The organism is Tateyamaria sp. syn59 (assembly GCF_007995245.1).
In the GTDB taxonomy this organism is placed as follows: domain Bacteria; phylum Pseudomonadota; class Alphaproteobacteria; order Rhodobacterales; family Rhodobacteraceae; genus Tateyamaria.
On record NZ_VCBA01000002.1, the window covers coordinates 44,803 to 58,702 of the forward strand.

General features: G+C 59.7%; 17 protein-coding genes. 8 read left to right on the forward strand and 9 right to left on the reverse strand.

Annotation, left to right across the window (positions count from 1 at the left end; genetic code table 11):
* Positions 1–52 precede the first annotated feature (52 nt).
* From FD715_RS03540 to FD715_RS03565, 6 genes are all read right to left on the reverse strand, one after another.
* A complete protein-coding gene (locus FD715_RS03540) occupies positions 53–382 on the reverse strand; it encodes a hypothetical protein (RefSeq protein ID WP_147105354.1) in 330 nt (109 codons plus the stop codon).
* A 36-nt stretch (positions 383–418) separates the two neighbouring features.
* A complete protein-coding gene (locus tag FD715_RS03545; RefSeq protein WP_147105357.1) occupies positions 419–661 on the reverse strand; it encodes a hypothetical protein in 243 nt (80 codons plus the stop codon).
* 159 nt (positions 662–820) lie between these two features.
* Positions 821–1,006, reverse strand: coding sequence for a hypothetical protein (locus FD715_RS03550; protein WP_147105360.1), 186 nt, complete (start codon positions 1,004–1,006; stop codon positions 821–823).
* A gap of 3 nt (positions 1,007–1,009) precedes the next feature.
* Entirely contained in the window at positions 1,010–2,533 is a 1,524-nt protein-coding gene (gene sufB, locus FD715_RS03555; RefSeq protein WP_039687801.1) for a Fe-S cluster assembly protein SufB, read from the reverse strand.
* A 29-nt stretch (positions 2,534–2,562) separates the two neighbouring features.
* Positions 2,563–3,606, reverse strand: a complete 1,044-nt coding sequence (locus FD715_RS03560) for a cysteine desulfurase family protein (protein WP_147105363.1) — start codon at positions 3,604–3,606, stop codon at positions 2,563–2,565.
* A 67-nt stretch (positions 3,607–3,673) separates the two neighbouring features.
* The gene (locus FD715_RS03565; RefSeq protein ID WP_147105366.1) at positions 3,674–4,135 is read right to left on the reverse strand and encodes an Rrf2 family transcriptional regulator; all 462 of its coding nucleotides are present in this window, start codon (positions 4,133–4,135) and stop codon (positions 3,674–3,676) included.
* A 157-nt stretch (positions 4,136–4,292) separates the two neighbouring features.
* On the opposite strand from FD715_RS03565, the gene FD715_RS03570 reads away from it, so the two are divergent.
* The 5 genes from FD715_RS03570 to FD715_RS03590 all read left to right on the forward strand — a co-directional run bounded on the left by FD715_RS03570 (position 4,293) and on the right by FD715_RS03590 (position 7,793).
* Positions 4,293–4,946: an alpha/beta hydrolase gene (locus tag FD715_RS03570; protein WP_147105370.1), complete on the forward strand. Its 654-nt coding sequence runs from the start codon at positions 4,293–4,295 to the stop codon at positions 4,944–4,946.
* Between the two features lies 1 nt (position 4,947).
* A complete protein-coding gene (locus FD715_RS03575) occupies positions 4,948–5,187 on the forward strand; it encodes a hypothetical protein (RefSeq protein WP_147105374.1) in 240 nt (79 codons plus the stop codon).
* The gene (locus FD715_RS03580) at positions 5,184–5,762 is read left to right on the forward strand and encodes an HD family hydrolase (protein WP_147105377.1); all 579 of its coding nucleotides are present in this window, start codon (positions 5,184–5,186) and stop codon (positions 5,760–5,762) included. The genes FD715_RS03575 and FD715_RS03580 overlap by 4 nt, the downstream gene beginning before the upstream one ends.
* 98 nt (positions 5,763–5,860) lie before the next feature.
* Positions 5,861–7,075 (forward strand): NADP-dependent isocitrate dehydrogenase, encoded by a 1,215-nt coding sequence (locus FD715_RS03585; protein ID WP_147105379.1) that lies wholly within the window; start codon positions 5,861–5,863, stop codon positions 7,073–7,075.
* Positions 7,076–7,178: 103 nt separating this feature from the next.
* Positions 7,179–7,793, forward strand: a complete 615-nt coding sequence (locus FD715_RS03590) for a YitT family protein (protein WP_147105382.1) — start codon at positions 7,179–7,181, stop codon at positions 7,791–7,793.
* Here the strand turns inward: FD715_RS03590 and FD715_RS22735 are convergent.
* Positions 7,719–7,997, reverse strand: a complete 279-nt coding sequence (locus FD715_RS22735) for a DUF6356 family protein (protein WP_370455337.1) — start codon at positions 7,995–7,997, stop codon at positions 7,719–7,721. The two genes, FD715_RS03590 and FD715_RS22735, sit on opposite strands and share 75 nt — an antisense overlap.
* A gap of 115 nt (positions 7,998–8,112) precedes the next feature.
* Between FD715_RS22735 and FD715_RS03600 the strand changes: the two genes are divergently transcribed.
* The 3 genes from FD715_RS03600 (at position 8,113) to typA (ending at position 10,806) form a co-directional block, all read left to right on the forward strand.
* Positions 8,113–8,568 carry an Lrp/AsnC family transcriptional regulator gene (locus FD715_RS03600; protein ID WP_147105385.1) on the forward strand — a complete coding sequence of 152 codons (456 nt, stop codon included), beginning with the start codon at positions 8,113–8,115 and terminating at the stop codon, positions 8,566–8,568.
* A 12-nt stretch (positions 8,569–8,580) separates the two neighbouring features.
* Complete coding sequence (locus FD715_RS03605; protein ID WP_147105390.1) at positions 8,581–8,916, forward strand: multidrug efflux SMR transporter; 336 nt, start codon at positions 8,581–8,583, stop codon at positions 8,914–8,916.
* Between the two features lie 72 nt (positions 8,917–8,988).
* Complete coding sequence (gene typA, locus FD715_RS03610) at positions 8,989–10,806, forward strand: translational GTPase TypA (RefSeq protein WP_147105393.1); 1,818 nt, start codon at positions 8,989–8,991, stop codon at positions 10,804–10,806.
* Between the two features lie 55 nt (positions 10,807–10,861).
* Here the strand turns inward: typA and FD715_RS03615 are convergent, their stop codons facing one another.
* Together FD715_RS03615 and alaS are read right to left on the reverse strand one after the other, a co-directional pair.
* Complete coding sequence (locus tag FD715_RS03615; protein ID WP_147105396.1) at positions 10,862–11,149, reverse strand: DUF1330 domain-containing protein; 288 nt, start codon at positions 11,147–11,149, stop codon at positions 10,862–10,864.
* A 1-nt stretch (position 11,150) separates the two neighbouring features.
* On the reverse strand, positions 11,151–13,805 hold the full coding sequence (gene alaS / locus FD715_RS03620; protein WP_147105399.1) for an alanine--tRNA ligase: 2,655 nt from the start codon (positions 13,803–13,805) through the stop codon (positions 11,151–11,153).
* Positions 13,806–13,900 lie beyond the last annotated feature (95 nt).

Consider the following 13,900-nt stretch of genomic DNA (forward strand, 5'->3'; position numbering starts at 1 on the left):
GTCGTGGGCAGTGGCCGTTTACACTGAGCCGTCCACTATCCGGTGGTCTTGATCATTCCGGGTCCCCGCATCGCTGATTGCAACGGGGGCAGACGCAGTCACCGGCTCGTGCGCGTTGCAGCATCGTCATCAGCCGGTAGGTCAATGCGCCCCAGCACACGAACAGAACAAGACCGAAGAGAAGCTCGAATTGCTCGGCAAAACGGGCAAAGATCCAACCATCCGCGACCATCTCGGCCACGATCTCGTCATGTCCAATAGACAGCAGAAAGACGATCACGTGGCCCAGAATGAGCATGGTGAGCGTTCGGGTTTCCTGCGCCAAACGCCAATGATGGCCAAAGCGGGCAATGCCGGGTTTGCGTGGCGTGTCTGGTGCCATCGGGTCAGGCTCCGCTCTTGTGGGTGGGTGTCTCGGTCATTCCGCATCCTCCACCGTCTCACGGGAAAAGAGTTGCTGAACGCCCAAGCCCACCGTGATCGCCATGAACAGCAGCACGCACCAGACCCAAAACGATGTGAGCGCACCGGGCGCCAAAGACGCGGCCGCAATCATTCCGCCCAACACTGCAATAACAAAGGCGAGCCCGCCCTGCTGCGTGCCATCGAGGTCAGAGACAGTGTGACGCTTGATCGATTTGCGTTCGCTCACTTCGATCATTTTTTCCTCGCCTGTATGTCCGCAAGTGCTTGTATTGATTGTCTGTTGGTTTGGATGATGGCTTGAGAGTGATTATTAGTGTTGCGCGTGTTGCACCAGTTCAGCGCCCAGAGGTCGTGTGCGCCTATGCGCGCATTCCCCTCGATGTTGGACCCGTAGTCATCCATCTTGAAACAACATCCATGCAACCGCGATGGCACCTGTCATCATCGCACCGCCAATGGCCAGGGCCGCAGCAAAATCCGGTAGCACAGCAACACCCAACCCGCCGCCCAAGGCCGCACCCGAAAGCACGGACAAGGCCATGGTCACGAAGGCGGATCGGGATTTTTGCTCGCCGGACATCTGCTAGCCCACTGAACCTTCGAGGGAGATGGCGACCAACTGCTGCGCTTCCATCGCAAACTCCATGGGCAGCGCTTGCAGCACGTCTTTACAGAAGCCGTTGACGACGAGGGCCACGGCCTCTTCCTCGTCCATGCCACGGCTGCGGCAGTAGAACAGCTGGTCATCATCCACTTTGGACGTCGTCGCCTCGTGTTCCACACGGGACGAGTTGTTCTTGACCTCAATATACGGAACCGTGTGGGCGCCGCATTTGTCGCCGATCAACAAGCTGTCGCATTGCGTGTAGTTGCGGCTGTCCTTCGCCTTGGGGTGCATCGAAACCAGCCCGCGATAGGTGTTTTGCGCCTTACCGGCACTGATCCCCTTGGACACAATCCGTGACTTGGTGTTCTTGCCCAGGTGCACCATCTTGGTGCCGGTATCCGCCTGCTGCATGTTGTTTGCGATGGCGATGGAGTAGAACTCGCCCTGGCTGTCATCGCCGCGCAGGATGCAGGACGGGTATTTCCAGGTCACGGCAGATCCGGTCTCGACCTGTGTCCACATCACCTTGGCCCGGTCACCGCGACAGTCGGCGCGCTTGGTCACGAAGTTATAGATGCCGCCCTTGCCGTTCTCGTCTCCGGGATACCAGTTCTGAACGGTCGAGTACTTCACCTCGGCGTCTTCTTCGATGATGATTTCGACCACGGCGGCGTGCAGCTGTGACGTGTCCCGCTGAGGTGCGGTGCAACCTTCTAGGTAGGACACGTAGCTGCCTTTGTCCGCAATGATCAGCGTGCGCTCAAACTGGCCGGTGTTCTCGGCGTTGATACGGAAGTAAGTCGACAATTCCATCGGGCAGCGCACACCGGGCGGGACGTAGACAAACGATCCGTCCGAGAAAACCGCGCTGTTAAGCGTCGCATAGAAGTTGTCCGACACCGGAACGACCGAGCCAAGATACTTTTTCACAAGCTCGGGATGCTCTTTGATGGCCTCGGAAATCGAGCAGAAGATCACGCCCGCTTTCTTCAGTTCAGCCTGGAAGGTCGTGCCAACCGACACGGAATCAAACACCGCATCCACAGCGACCTTGCGGCCCTCGGCAGGCGCATCTTCGGCCCCCTCGACACCGGCAAGGATCATCTGTTCCTTCAGCGGAATGCCCAGCTTTTCATAGGTGGCAAGCAGCTTGGGATCGACCTCATCCAGCGACTTCGGTTTCACTTCCATGCTCTTGGGACGGGCGTAATAATACTGATCCTGAAAGTCGATCTCCGGGTAGTCGACCATCGCCCAGTCGGGCTCTTCCTTTTGCAGCCAGCGCTCGTAGGCTTGCAGACGCCATTCGGTCATCCACTCCGGCTCTTCATTCTTTTCCGAGATCAGGCGCACGATGTCCGGGGTCAGCCCTTTGGGGGCATATTCCATCTCGATGTCGGTTTCCCAGCCGTATTTATACGTGCTGACGTCCCGCACGGCATCGACTGTTTCCTGATCGACGCCGTCCTTGACGACCACATCTTCTACAACATTGTCCATGTCAGACTTTCCTCTCGCATCTGAGCGGTTCACGCCGCCCGGCACCAGTGTTTCTTCAGTTTTTGCGCCCAAACCTCGGCAAAGCGCATCACATCGTCTTCTGTCGTCTCAAGCCCGAGCGACACCCGCACGGCGGATGAGGCCTCAAGCTCCGAATACCCCATGGCGCCCAGTACCCGGCTTGCCTTCACCTTGCCAGACGAGCAGGCAGAGCCCGCCGAGATGGCGAAACCCGCCAAATCCATCTGCATCACCTGTGTCTCGCCCTTCCACCCGGGCGTGATGAAACAGGAGGTGTTTGGCAGACGTCGCACGCCTTTCCCGACAAAAATAGTTGTCTTTGAGGCGGCAGCAAGAGCGTTTTCTAGAATATTTCTAAGTTTCTCGACACGGCTCCATTTTCCGTCCGCAATATCACGCTGCGCGGCCTCGGCCGCAGCCCCGAATCCAGCGATGCCAATGACGTTTTCGGTGCCGGAGCGGCGCCCCATTTCCTGCCCACCGCCGCGCACCTGCGCCTGCACATCCAGCCCTTGGCGCAGGACCAGCGCACCAACACCCTTCGGCCCGCCCAGCTTGTGGGCCGAGATCAGCCCCATCTCGATCCCCAGCCAGTCGAAACCAAAGGGCAGCTTGCCAAAGCCCTGCGTCAGATCGCTCAGCGCCAACCCTCGCGGCACATCCTGCACCACACCGGTTTCGGAGTTGGCGTATTGCAATGTGGATGCAGCCGGCGTCACAGTGGCAACCAGACCCTGAGCATCCGCGCACAAAACAGGATCGACCCAAGCGCCCACTGCGTCATGCTCAACCTCAGCGCCATGCAGTGACCGGCCTGCGCAAGCGAGCGCCGCGGCCTCCGTCGCACTTGCCGTAAACACGATATCGGCACCAGAGGCACCTAGAGCCTCTGATATCTGCCCACGCGCTTTTTCGACAATCGCCTTCGCCGCCCGCCCCTCTGCATGAATCGACGACGGATTGCCCACAACATCCATGGCGCGCAGCATCGCCTCCCGCGCCTCGGGCCTCAGGGGTGTCGTTGCGTTATGATCCAGATAGACCCGGCCCATCACTTCCCTGTTTCAAAAAAAATGCCGGGGGAGTCGCGCCAGCGACGGGGGCTGGCCCCCTCGGGCATCAAGCATCATCGACCACCGCAAAGAGGTTGGGCACCGCCGGACAAGGCGCCAGATCATTTGCAATCACGTCCGACAATCTCGTCTGGTGCAAGAACACATAGACATGCGCACTCAGCCCCTCCCACAAGCGGTTTGTCAGTGACTGCGCCTTGGATCCGGACGCGGCTCCAGAGGCACCCGCCCCCTTGTGCATCGCATCCACCTTTTCATCCACGGCAGCCAACACATCGGCCACGCGGATCTCAGAAGCCGACCGCGCGAGGCGATATCCGCCACCGGGCCCACGCACGGACACCACCAGATCGGCCCGCCGCAGCTTGACGAAAAGCTGCTCCAGATACGGTAGCGAAATGTCCTGCCGGCCGGAGATATCGCTCAGGCTCACCAGCTTATCCACGGGCTGCATGGCGATGTCCGCAAGTGCCACCATCGCGTAGCGCCCTTTCGTCGACAGTTTCATCGCAAAGCCCCCAATTGACGTTACCCGCCCAAACCCATACATCCGTGACCACTGCAGGATGTATGCCTGCGCCTTAAGTTAGAACCGTTCTAAGGTAACCGATCAATTCCGTCAAGAAATCGGATGCCGAAAAGACGCGACAAGGACAGTACCGCATATGCCCGAGGTCATTTTTCCCGGACCCGAAGGCCGCCTGGAAGGCCGCTACCACCCTCAAAAAGAGCGTGACGCCCCCATCGCCATCGTGCTGCATCCACACCCGCAATTCGGCGGGACGATGAATCACAAGGTGGTGCATGCGCTGCACTATGCGTTTTTCAACATGGGCTTCACGGTTTTGCGCTTCAACTTCCGGGGCGTTGGTCGCAGCCAGGGCGAGTACGATCAGGGCATTGGTGAGCTGAGCGACGCAGCCTCGGCCCTCGACTACCTCCAGTCGATGAACAACAATTCCAAGCATTGCTGGGTCGCGGGCTTCAGCTTTGGCGCGTGGATCGGTATGCAGCTTTTGATGCGCCGGCCCGAAATCACCGGCTTCATTTCGGTTTCGCCCCCCGCCAACATGTACGACTTTTCGTTTCTGGCGCCCTGCCCATCTTCTGGCCTGATCATCAACGGCACAAACGACCGTGTGGCCCCGCCTGCAGACACGGAATCACTGGTGTCCAAGCTGCATGATCAGAAGGGCATCACGATCACCCACACGCAGGTTGAAGGTGCAGGCCACTTCTTTGAAGAGCCGCATCTCGACACGCTGATTAGCAACACGACCGACTACGTCAAACGGCGTTTGACCGAGACAACCCGCTAACATGGCCGACCCCGTCGTCATCGAGATGGCCAACAAACTGGCCGAGGAATGCCTTGCCGTGCAGAACGAGATCGGGAACGATCGGCTGTTCATGGAAGTCGGCGACGTGCTGGGCGCGTCGTCGCAAACATTGGAAGAGGCGTTCCTGACAGCGATCCGCACACGGATGGCCAATGATCAGGGGCGCCGGTTCCTTGCCCAGAAGATCAAGGCGCACAGGGCCGCGCAGGGGTCCGAGTGACGAGGCTCGACCAACAAATCGCCTTTCTGAACGAGGCGGACAAGCTGAAATCGGTCAACCGCGCAACGACCCTGGCAGATGGCAGCCGGGCCGAGAACAGCGCCGAGCATTCTTGGCACCTCACGCTCTATGCCCTCGTTCTGGCCGATCAGGCTGGACCGAATGTGGACATCAACCGCGTCATCAAGATGCTGATCCTGCATGATCTGGTCGAGATTGACGCGGGCGACACACCCATATTCGAAAACTTCGATGCTGCCGATGTCGCGGCCAAGGAACAAAAAGCCGCCGACCGCATCTTTGGCCTGCTGCCCGCAGACATCGCAACGGCCCTGCGGCCGATCTGGGAGGAGTTCGAAGCGGCCCTTACCCCAACTGCGCAATTCGCGCGTGCGCTCGACCGGTTCCAACCGCCGATGCTGAACCTCGCCTCGGGCGGTGGCAGCTGGACCGACTACAACGTGACCGAGGACATGGTCGCCGCCCGTGTCGGCACCAAGATCGAGCGCGGAGCGCCCGGTTTGTGGGCCTATGCCTGCGAACGCATCGCTGCGTTCTTCGCGTCGGTTTCATAGATCACTTTTTATTTGTATACCATTGCATACACTCTTTCCAAACCGGTCCTGAGACGCTAAGCGACGCGCAAGCTACACCTGTGCGCAAAGGACCCCCCATGAGCAAGATCAAGGTAGAGAACCCCATCGTCGAAATGGACGGGGACGAGATGACCCGCATCATGTGGGACTTCATAAAGAAGAAGCTGATTGAGCCCTATCTGGACGTTGATTTACTCTACTACGATCTGGGGATCGAGGAACGGGACAGGACCGAGGACCAGATCACCATCGATGCCGCGGAAAAGACGAAGGAAGTGGGCGTGGCCGTCAAATGTGCCACCATCACGCCGGATGAGGCGCGGGTCGAAGAGTTTGGCCTTAAGAAGATGTGGCGCAGCCCGAACGGCACCATCCGCAACATCCTCGGCGGTGTGATCTTCCGCCAGCCGATCATCTGCCGCAACGTGCCACGCCTTGTTCCCGGCTGGACCCGGCCAATCGTCGTGGGCCGCCACGCCTTTGGCGACCAGTACAAGGCGACGGACATGAAATTCCCGGGCGCGGGCACGCTGACCATGAAGTTCGTGGGCGAGGACGGGACGGAGATTGAACACGAGGTCTACAAGGCCGATAGCGCGGGCGTGTTCATGTCCATGTATAACATCGACAAATCGATCTACGACTTCGCGCGCGCCTCCTTCAACTACGGGCTAAACCTCGGCTGGCCAGTGTATCTTTCGACCAAAAACACCATCCTCAAGCAATACGACGGGCGCTTCCTTGAGATTTTCCAAGAGGTCTATGACGCCGAGTTCAAGGAACAGTTCGAGGCCAAGAATATCTGGTACGAACACCGCCTGATCGACGACATGGTCGCCTGTGCGATCAAATGGAATGGCGGCTTTGTCTGGGCCTGCAAGAACTACGACGGCGACGTGCAGTCTGACGTAGTGGCGCAAGGATTCGGCAGTTTGGGCATGATGACCAGCCAGCTGATGACCCCCGATGGCAAGATCGTTGAGGCCGAGGCCGCCCACGGCACCGTCACCCGCCATTATCGCCAGCACCAGGCGGGCGAGCAGACCTCCACCAATTCCATCGCGTCGATCTATGCTTGGACTGGCGGACTAAAGCATCGGGCCAAGCTGGACGACAACGCGGCCCTCAAGAACTTTGCCGAAACGCTGGAAAAGGTCATTGTGCAGACCGTGGAGAGCGGTCATATGACCAAGGATCTAGCCCTGCTCGTCGGCCCTGATCAGGGCTGGCTGACGACGATGGGTTTCCTTGAAAAGATCGATGAGAACCTGAACGCCGCTTTGGCGGGCTGATCCGCGCAAAATCCATGCACATGGCGTAGGCCCGCGATGCGCAGGCCTGCTGCCACACTGCGGCGACTGGAAGTTAATGCGGCGCTGTCCTAGCTGTGGCCGCATGGTGACAATTGATGAAACCAAGGTGCGGCACACCGCGTTGGATGACGCACAGGGCCTTGGGCTAGGCGTATTTCTCTGCGGCCTTGGGATGCACTTCCTGACGCATGTTGGCCTGATCACCGGACAAACAGCAGGCATTGCTGTCATCACCAGTTATATGACGGGCTGGTCCTTTGGCGCGGTGTTTTTTGTGATCAACCTGCCCTTTTATGTGCTGGCCTACCGGCGTCTTGGGCTGGAGTTCACGGTGAAATCGCTTGTGTCCGTTACGGCGCTATCGCTGATCGCAGACCTGCTGCCGTTCGGTTTTACCATCGACACGCTCCATCCAGCGCTGGGCGCCGTGATCTTTGGCGCGACCGTGGGCACCGGCCTGCTTGCGATGTTCCGGCACAACGGATCGCTTGGCGGCCTTGGGGTCGTTGCATTGCTGGTGCAAGACAAGACCGGGTTCAAGGCAGGCTACGTGCAGCTGATCTCTGACGCCGTGATCTTTGCCGTTGCAGCCCTGCTGTTTCCACTCAGCGTGGTGGGGTGGTCACTGCTGGGTGCAGTCATTTTGAATATGATCATTACATTCAACCACCGCCGGGACAGATACATCGCCACCTGACCCACCACGGTCTTGGATCGTGGCGTGCATCCTGGCAATCATTTGGCTGGCCGTCTTCTCAAACAGCGACGGCACAAGGGCATGGACAGCTGCTGCGCCTGCTGCCAACGCCAGTTGCGCTGCAAATCTACTTGCAAAAACAGCGTGTTGAACATAGGTCTCATCCACGCTGCGCGGGTGGCTCAGAAAGATACGTGTAAACATGGGGCCTCGTGCTTATTTGTCATGACGGTACGGCACAGCGAGTGGTAAATGTTCCCAAATACCTCCCAGTAGAGCAGTTTTTAGATGAGATTATCCCGCCCTTCGGAGAAGTAAGATGACTTTTGATGCAATCGACGTAAAAATAATGAATGCGCTTCAGCGCGATGCGGGGCAATCGCTGGAAACGCTCGGCGCAGATGTCGGGCTAAGCCGCAATGCGTGTTGGCGCCGGGTGAAATCGCTGGAGGAAGCTGGTGCAATTACGTCGCGCGTGGCTCTGGTCGATGCCAAGGCGGTGGGCTTAGGCCTGATGGTGTTTATGCAACTCAAAATGCACAACCATGACCCCGACTGGCACGCGCAGTTCAAGCGGGCCGCCTGCACCATTCCGGGGATCCTGAGCGTGTACCGCATGACGGGCGATCTGGACTATCTGATCCGCGCACGTGTACCTGACATGGATGGATATGATGCGCTGTATCAGCAATTGATCAGCCAAGTGCCGATTGCGGATGTATCGGCCAGTTTTGTTATGGAAGAGATTAAGGACAGCACCGCGCTGCCCCTTTGAAGGACGTCCCAGATGCCCCTGCACTACATCTACCTTATCGTGGCCGTCGCCGCGGAAACCATTGGCACGACCGCGCTGCAGGCCAGCAGTCAGTTTACGCGGGTCGGTCCAACGGTTCTGGTTGTTGTGGCATATGGCTTTGCTTTTTACTTCCTCGGCATCGCACTGAAGTACATTCCGGTGGGTATCGCCTATGCGCTGTGGTCGGGGCTTGGCATCGTGCTGATTGCCCTTATCGGCTTTGCCATCTTCGGCCAGCGGCTTGATATGCCTGCAGTGCTGGGGCTCGCCATGATCATCGGTGGGATTGTGGTGATCCAGCTCTTCTCGAAAACGGCGACGCACTAGAGGCGCCTTGGGGGGTTCCTTTCTGCACTGCGGCGCTATATGGGCCGGGCAACAATCATTGAGGCTTGTTTTATGGATCTGCGCAACATCGCCATCATCGCACACGTTGACCACGGCAAGACCACGCTGGTGGACGAGCTGCTGAAGCAGTCGGGCACGTTCCGCGACAACCAGGCCACGACCGAACGGGCGATGGACAGTAACGATCTTGAGCGCGAGCGCGGGATCACCATTCTGGCCAAGGCGACGTCCGTGGAATGGAAAGGCACGCGCATCAACATCGTGGACACCCCCGGCCACGCTGATTTCGGCGGCGAGGTGGAGCGCATCCTGTCGATGGTGGACGGTGTTGTCCTGCTGGTCGATGCGGCTGAGGGTCCAATGCCTCAGACCAAGTTTGTGACGTCGAAGGCGCTGGCGCTTGGCCTGCGCCCCATCGTGGTGCTGAACAAGGTGGACAAGCCTGACGGCGAACCCGACCGCGCACTGGACGAGTGCTTTGACCTCTTCGCAAACCTGGGCGCTGACGACGACCAACTGGACTTCCCTGCCATGTACGCATCGGGCCGATCCGGCTGGGCGGATATGGAACTGGACGGGCCGCGCAAGGACCTGTCGGCGCTCTTTGACCTGATCGTGGACCACGTGCCCGCGCCGAAACAGTTGGATGCCAAGGATGAACCCTTCCGCATGTTGGCCACGACCCTCGGCTCTGATCCGTTCATCGGCCGCATCCTGACGGGCCGGGTCGAATCCGGCACTTTGAAAGCAGGTGAAACGGTAAAAGCGCTATCGCGGGACGGCACGCTGATCGAAAACTTCCGCTGCACCAAGATTCTCGCCTTCCGCGGCCTGGGCCAGCAGCCAATCGACCTTGCAGAAGCAGGTGACATTGTCACGCTGGCAGGCATGTCCAAGGCAACCGTAGCGGACAGCATCGTGGCCACGTCGGTAAACGACGCCCTGCCGGCGCAACCTATCGACCCGCCCACCATTACCGTGACTTTCGGCATCAACGACTCACCGCTTGCGGGTCGTGATGGCAAAAAGGTGCAATCCCGCGTCATCCGCGACCGTCTGATGAAAGAGGCGGAATCGAACGTCGCCATCAAAATCACCGACACGCCAGGCGGCGACGCCTTTGAAGTGGCCGGACGCGGCGAACTGCAGATGGGCGTTCTGATCGAAAACATGCGTCGCGAAGGGTTCGAGTTGAGCATTTCACGCCCGCAGGTCCTGTTCCAGGAGATCCACGGCGTGCGCCACGAGCCCATCGAAGAAGCAACGATTGACGTGGATGACGAATACTCGGGCACTGTCATCGAAAAGCTGACCGGCGCGCGCAAGGGCAACCTGGTCGAGATGAAGCCCGCCGGTGCAGGCAAGACACGGATCGTGGCGCATGTCCCGTCGCGCGGGTTGATCGGCTATCACGGCGAATTCCTGACCGACACGCGCGGCACTGGCGTGCTAAACCGCGTGTTCCACGAGTGGGCGCCGCACAAGGGACCGATCCCGGGCCGTCGCGCTGGTGTGTTGATTTCGATGGAAAACGGTCAATCCGTCGCCTTCGCCCTCTGGAACCTGGAAGAGCGTGGGCGCATGTTCATCGGAGCGCAAGCAGACGTCTATACCGGCATGATCATCGGCGAACACAGCCGCGACAACGATCTGGAGGTGAACCCGCTCAAGGGCAAGAAGCTGACCAACGTACGCGCGTCGGGTTCGGACGAAGCCGTACGCCTAACCACACCTGTCACAATGTCGCTGGAAGAGGCGATTGCCTATATTGATGACGACGAGCTGGTCGAAGTCACACCCAACGCAGTGCGGCTGCGTAAGCGGTATCTGGATCCGCATGAACGCAAGCGGATGGCGCGGGCATCATAGGATAGGACTGGGGCCCGCCCCCAGACCCCCGTCGTATTTTTCGTCAGAAGAAGACCTATTCGGTGGTCTCGACGATCAGAAGCTCGCGATCGGATGCGCCGCGGGCGTGTTCGAGTGCGGCCTGATATGCGTCCGAATGGTAGCAACGCTCCGCCGTTTCTACGTCCGGAAAGCGGGCCACGACATTGCGCGGACGGTCTTTGCCCTCAAGCTGTACGTAACGCCCGCCTCGGGCAATAAACGTACCGCCATGCTCGGCTATGGCGACTGTCGCACCGGCGGCGTATTTCTTATACGCCTCTTCGTCCGTTACCGTGACATGCGCAATCCAGAGTGCTGGCATCTTACCCTCCCATTGCGGCTTTGGCCGCCGCGATGGCAGCGTCCGCGTTGCTTGCATCCCTAGCGCCGCCCTGCGCCATATCCGGGCGGCCGCCGCCACCCTTGCCACCCAACTCGACCACGGCGGCCTTGACCAGATCAACCGCATTGACGCTGTCGGTCTTGTCCTGCGTCACACCGGCTGCCACGGCAACTTTACCATCGGCATCCGCGATCAACAGGATTGCGCCAGAACCGATGCGGCCCTTGTGCTCGTCAATGAGCGCAGGCAGGTCCTTGCCCGTCACGCCGTTCAGCACTTGGGCAAGGAAGGGCGTGCCGTTCACGTCCTCCGCCTCGGGCGCGGCCTGACCGCCGCCTGCCATGGCCAGATCACGGCGCAACTGTGCCACCTCGGCTGCCAGGGCTTTGCGTTCATCCATCAGCGCCTTAACGCGGGCCGGTACGTCCTGCGCCTGCGCTTTCAACTCGGCCGCCGTCTCGACCAACAGGTGATCCTGACCGCGCAGATAGTCCATTGCCGCCTGTCCGGTCAGCGCCTCAATCCGGCGGACACCAGCGCTCGACGCGCTGTCTCCCAGCGTGACAAACGCCCCAATATCGCCCGTCTGCCGCACATGCGTGCCGCCGCAAAGCTCCAGCGAATAGGTATCACCGCTCGTACCCTTACCGGACCCAGCCTGCGTGCCCATAGAAACCACGCGCACCTCATCACCGTACTTCTCACCAAACAGCGCCTGTGCCCCGAGCGCGCGCGCATCGTCCGGTGTCATGATCCGCGTCTCAACCGGCGCGTTCTGGCGAATATAGGCGTTTACTTCGGCCTCGACCGTGTTCAGGTCCTCAAGGCTGAGCGCCTTGCCGTGGCTGAAGTCAAAGCGCAGCCGGTCCGGTGCATTGAGCGACCCGCGCTGAGCGACGTGATCCCCCAAGGCGCCCCGCAGCGCCTCATGCAGCAAGTGCGTTGCCGAGTGGTTCGCCCGGATGTTTGTCCGGCGCGCGTGATCTACTTCAAGAACAGCTGCTTCCCCTTTGGAAAGGCTCCCTTTTGTGACCTCAGCCACATGCAGGAACACATCCGCCGTCTTGCGTGTATCAGTCACACGCGCTTCACCACTCTCGGTGCGGATGAGGCCGGTATCACCCACCTGACCACCGCTTTCGGCGTAGAAGGGCGTCTGGTTCAGAGCAATCTGCACTTTCGCGCCTTCACCCGCGCTGTCAGCCTGCGCCCCGTCGACTACAAGCGCAACGATCTGGCCTTCAGCCGTTTCACTGTCATAGCCCAAAAACTCAGTCGTGCCATGGGCCTCAGCAACGTCAAACCAAACAGTCGCGTCCGCCGCCTCGCCGGATCCTGACCAAGCCGCGCGCGCCTTCGCCTTCTGCTCAGCCATGGCGGCATCGAAGCCATCGGTATCGACGCCAAGCCCCTTCTCACGCAGCGCATCCTGCGTCAGATCCAGCGGAAAACCATAGGTGTCATAAAGCTTGAACGCCGCTTCGCCAGGCAGGTCGGCACCCTCACCCAGCCCGGCCACCTCGTCATCAAGCAGCTTCAGACCACGGTCCAGCGTCTGCTTGAACCGCGTCTCCTCCGCCTGCAGCGTTTCTGTGATCAGGGCCTGCGCCTGCCCCAGTTCCGGGTAGGCCGCGCCCATCTGCTGCACAAGCGCGGGCACCAGACGGTACATGACAGGATCCTTGGCCCCCAACAGATGCGCATGGCGCATGGCCCGCCGCATGATCCGGCGCAGCACGTACCCACGGCCGTCATTCGATGGCATCACCCCATCCGCAATCAGGAAAGAGGTCGAGCGCAGGTGATCCGCAATTACCCTATGATGCACGTTCTGATCGCCGTAAGGGTCAACACCCGTCGCATCCGCAGACGCCTCGATCAGCGACTTGAACAGATCAGTGTCATAGTTGTCGTGGCTGCCCTGCAAGAGCGCGCCAATCCGCTCCAGCCCCATACCAGTATCAATGGACTGCATATCCAGATCGACCATCGAGCCATCCTCGAACTGCTCGTTCTGCATGAAAACGATGTTCCAGATCTCGATAAACCGGTCGCCATCTTCCTCAGGCGATCCGGGCGGGCCACCCCAGATATGATCGCCGTGGTCATAGAAAATCTCGGTGCACGGACCGCAGGGCCCTGTCGGTCCCATCTGCCAGAAGTTGTCAGATGTGGCGATACGGATGATCCGATCCTCCGGCACACCAACCTTCTTCCAGATATCGAACGCCTCGTCATCCGTATGGTAGACGGTGACATACAACCGATCCTTCGGGATGCCGAACTCACCCGTGATCAGGTTCCACGCAAAGGGGATTGCCTCATGCTTGAAGTAGTCGCCGAAGCTGAAATTCCCCAGCATCTCAAAAAACGTGTGGTGACGCGCGGTGTAGCCAACATTGTCGAGGTCATTGTGCTTGCCGCCCGCCCGCACACATTTCTGCGCCGTCGTCGCGCGGGTGTAGTCGCGTTTCTCAAGCCCTGTGAACAGGTTCTTGAACTGCACCATCCCGGAGTTGACGAACATCAGCGTCGGGTCGTTGCGCGGCACCAGCGGGCTGGACGGCACAACCGCATGCCCTTGTTTTTCAAAGTAATTCAGAAAGGTCGAGCGGATGTCGTTGAGCGATGGCATGGCCGTGGTCCCGGGCGTCTGATTGGTCGCACTGACATAGCGCTGCGCCGCGGCGCTGTCTACAAACGAAACGGGGTGCCGCCGTCGCGACACCC

Coding starts and splice junctions, on each gene's coding strand:
- FD715_RS03540 (WP_147105354.1), bottom strand. CDS start 382: ATGGCACCAGACACGCCACGCAAACCCGGCATTGCCCGCTTTGGCCAT.
- FD715_RS03545 (WP_147105357.1), bottom strand. CDS start 661: ATGATCGAAGTGAGCGAACGCAAATCGATCAAGCGTCACACTGTCTCT.
- FD715_RS03550 (WP_147105360.1), bottom strand. CDS start 1,006: ATGTCCGGCGAGCAAAAATCCCGATCCGCCTTCGTGACCATGGCCTTG.
- sufB (WP_039687801.1), bottom strand. CDS start 2,533: ATGGACAATGTTGTAGAAGATGTGGTCGTCAAGGACGGCGTCGATCAG.
- FD715_RS03560 (WP_147105363.1), bottom strand. CDS start 3,606: ATGGGCCGGGTCTATCTGGATCATAACGCAACGACACCCCTGAGGCCC.
- FD715_RS03565 (WP_147105366.1), bottom strand. CDS start 4,135: ATGAAACTGTCGACGAAAGGGCGCTACGCGATGGTGGCACTTGCGGAC.
- FD715_RS03570 (WP_147105370.1), top strand. CDS start 4,293: ATGCCCGAGGTCATTTTTCCCGGACCCGAAGGCCGCCTGGAAGGCCGC.
- FD715_RS03575 (WP_147105374.1), top strand. CDS start 4,948: ATGGCCGACCCCGTCGTCATCGAGATGGCCAACAAACTGGCCGAGGAA.
- FD715_RS03585 (WP_147105379.1), top strand. CDS start 5,861: ATGAGCAAGATCAAGGTAGAGAACCCCATCGTCGAAATGGACGGGGAC.
- FD715_RS03590 (WP_147105382.1), top strand. CDS start 7,179: ATGGTGACAATTGATGAAACCAAGGTGCGGCACACCGCGTTGGATGAC.
- FD715_RS22735 (WP_370455337.1), bottom strand. CDS start 7,997: ATGTTTACACGTATCTTTCTGAGCCACCCGCGCAGCGTGGATGAGACC.
- FD715_RS03600 (WP_147105385.1), top strand. CDS start 8,113: ATGACTTTTGATGCAATCGACGTAAAAATAATGAATGCGCTTCAGCGC.
- FD715_RS03605 (WP_147105390.1), top strand. CDS start 8,581: ATGCCCCTGCACTACATCTACCTTATCGTGGCCGTCGCCGCGGAAACC.
- typA (WP_147105393.1), top strand. CDS start 8,989: ATGGATCTGCGCAACATCGCCATCATCGCACACGTTGACCACGGCAAG.
- FD715_RS03615 (WP_147105396.1), bottom strand. CDS start 11,149: ATGCCAGCACTCTGGATTGCGCATGTCACGGTAACGGACGAAGAGGCG.
- alaS (WP_147105399.1), bottom strand. CDS start 13,805: ATGCCATCGCTCAACGACATCCGCTCGACCTTTCTGAATTACTTTGAA.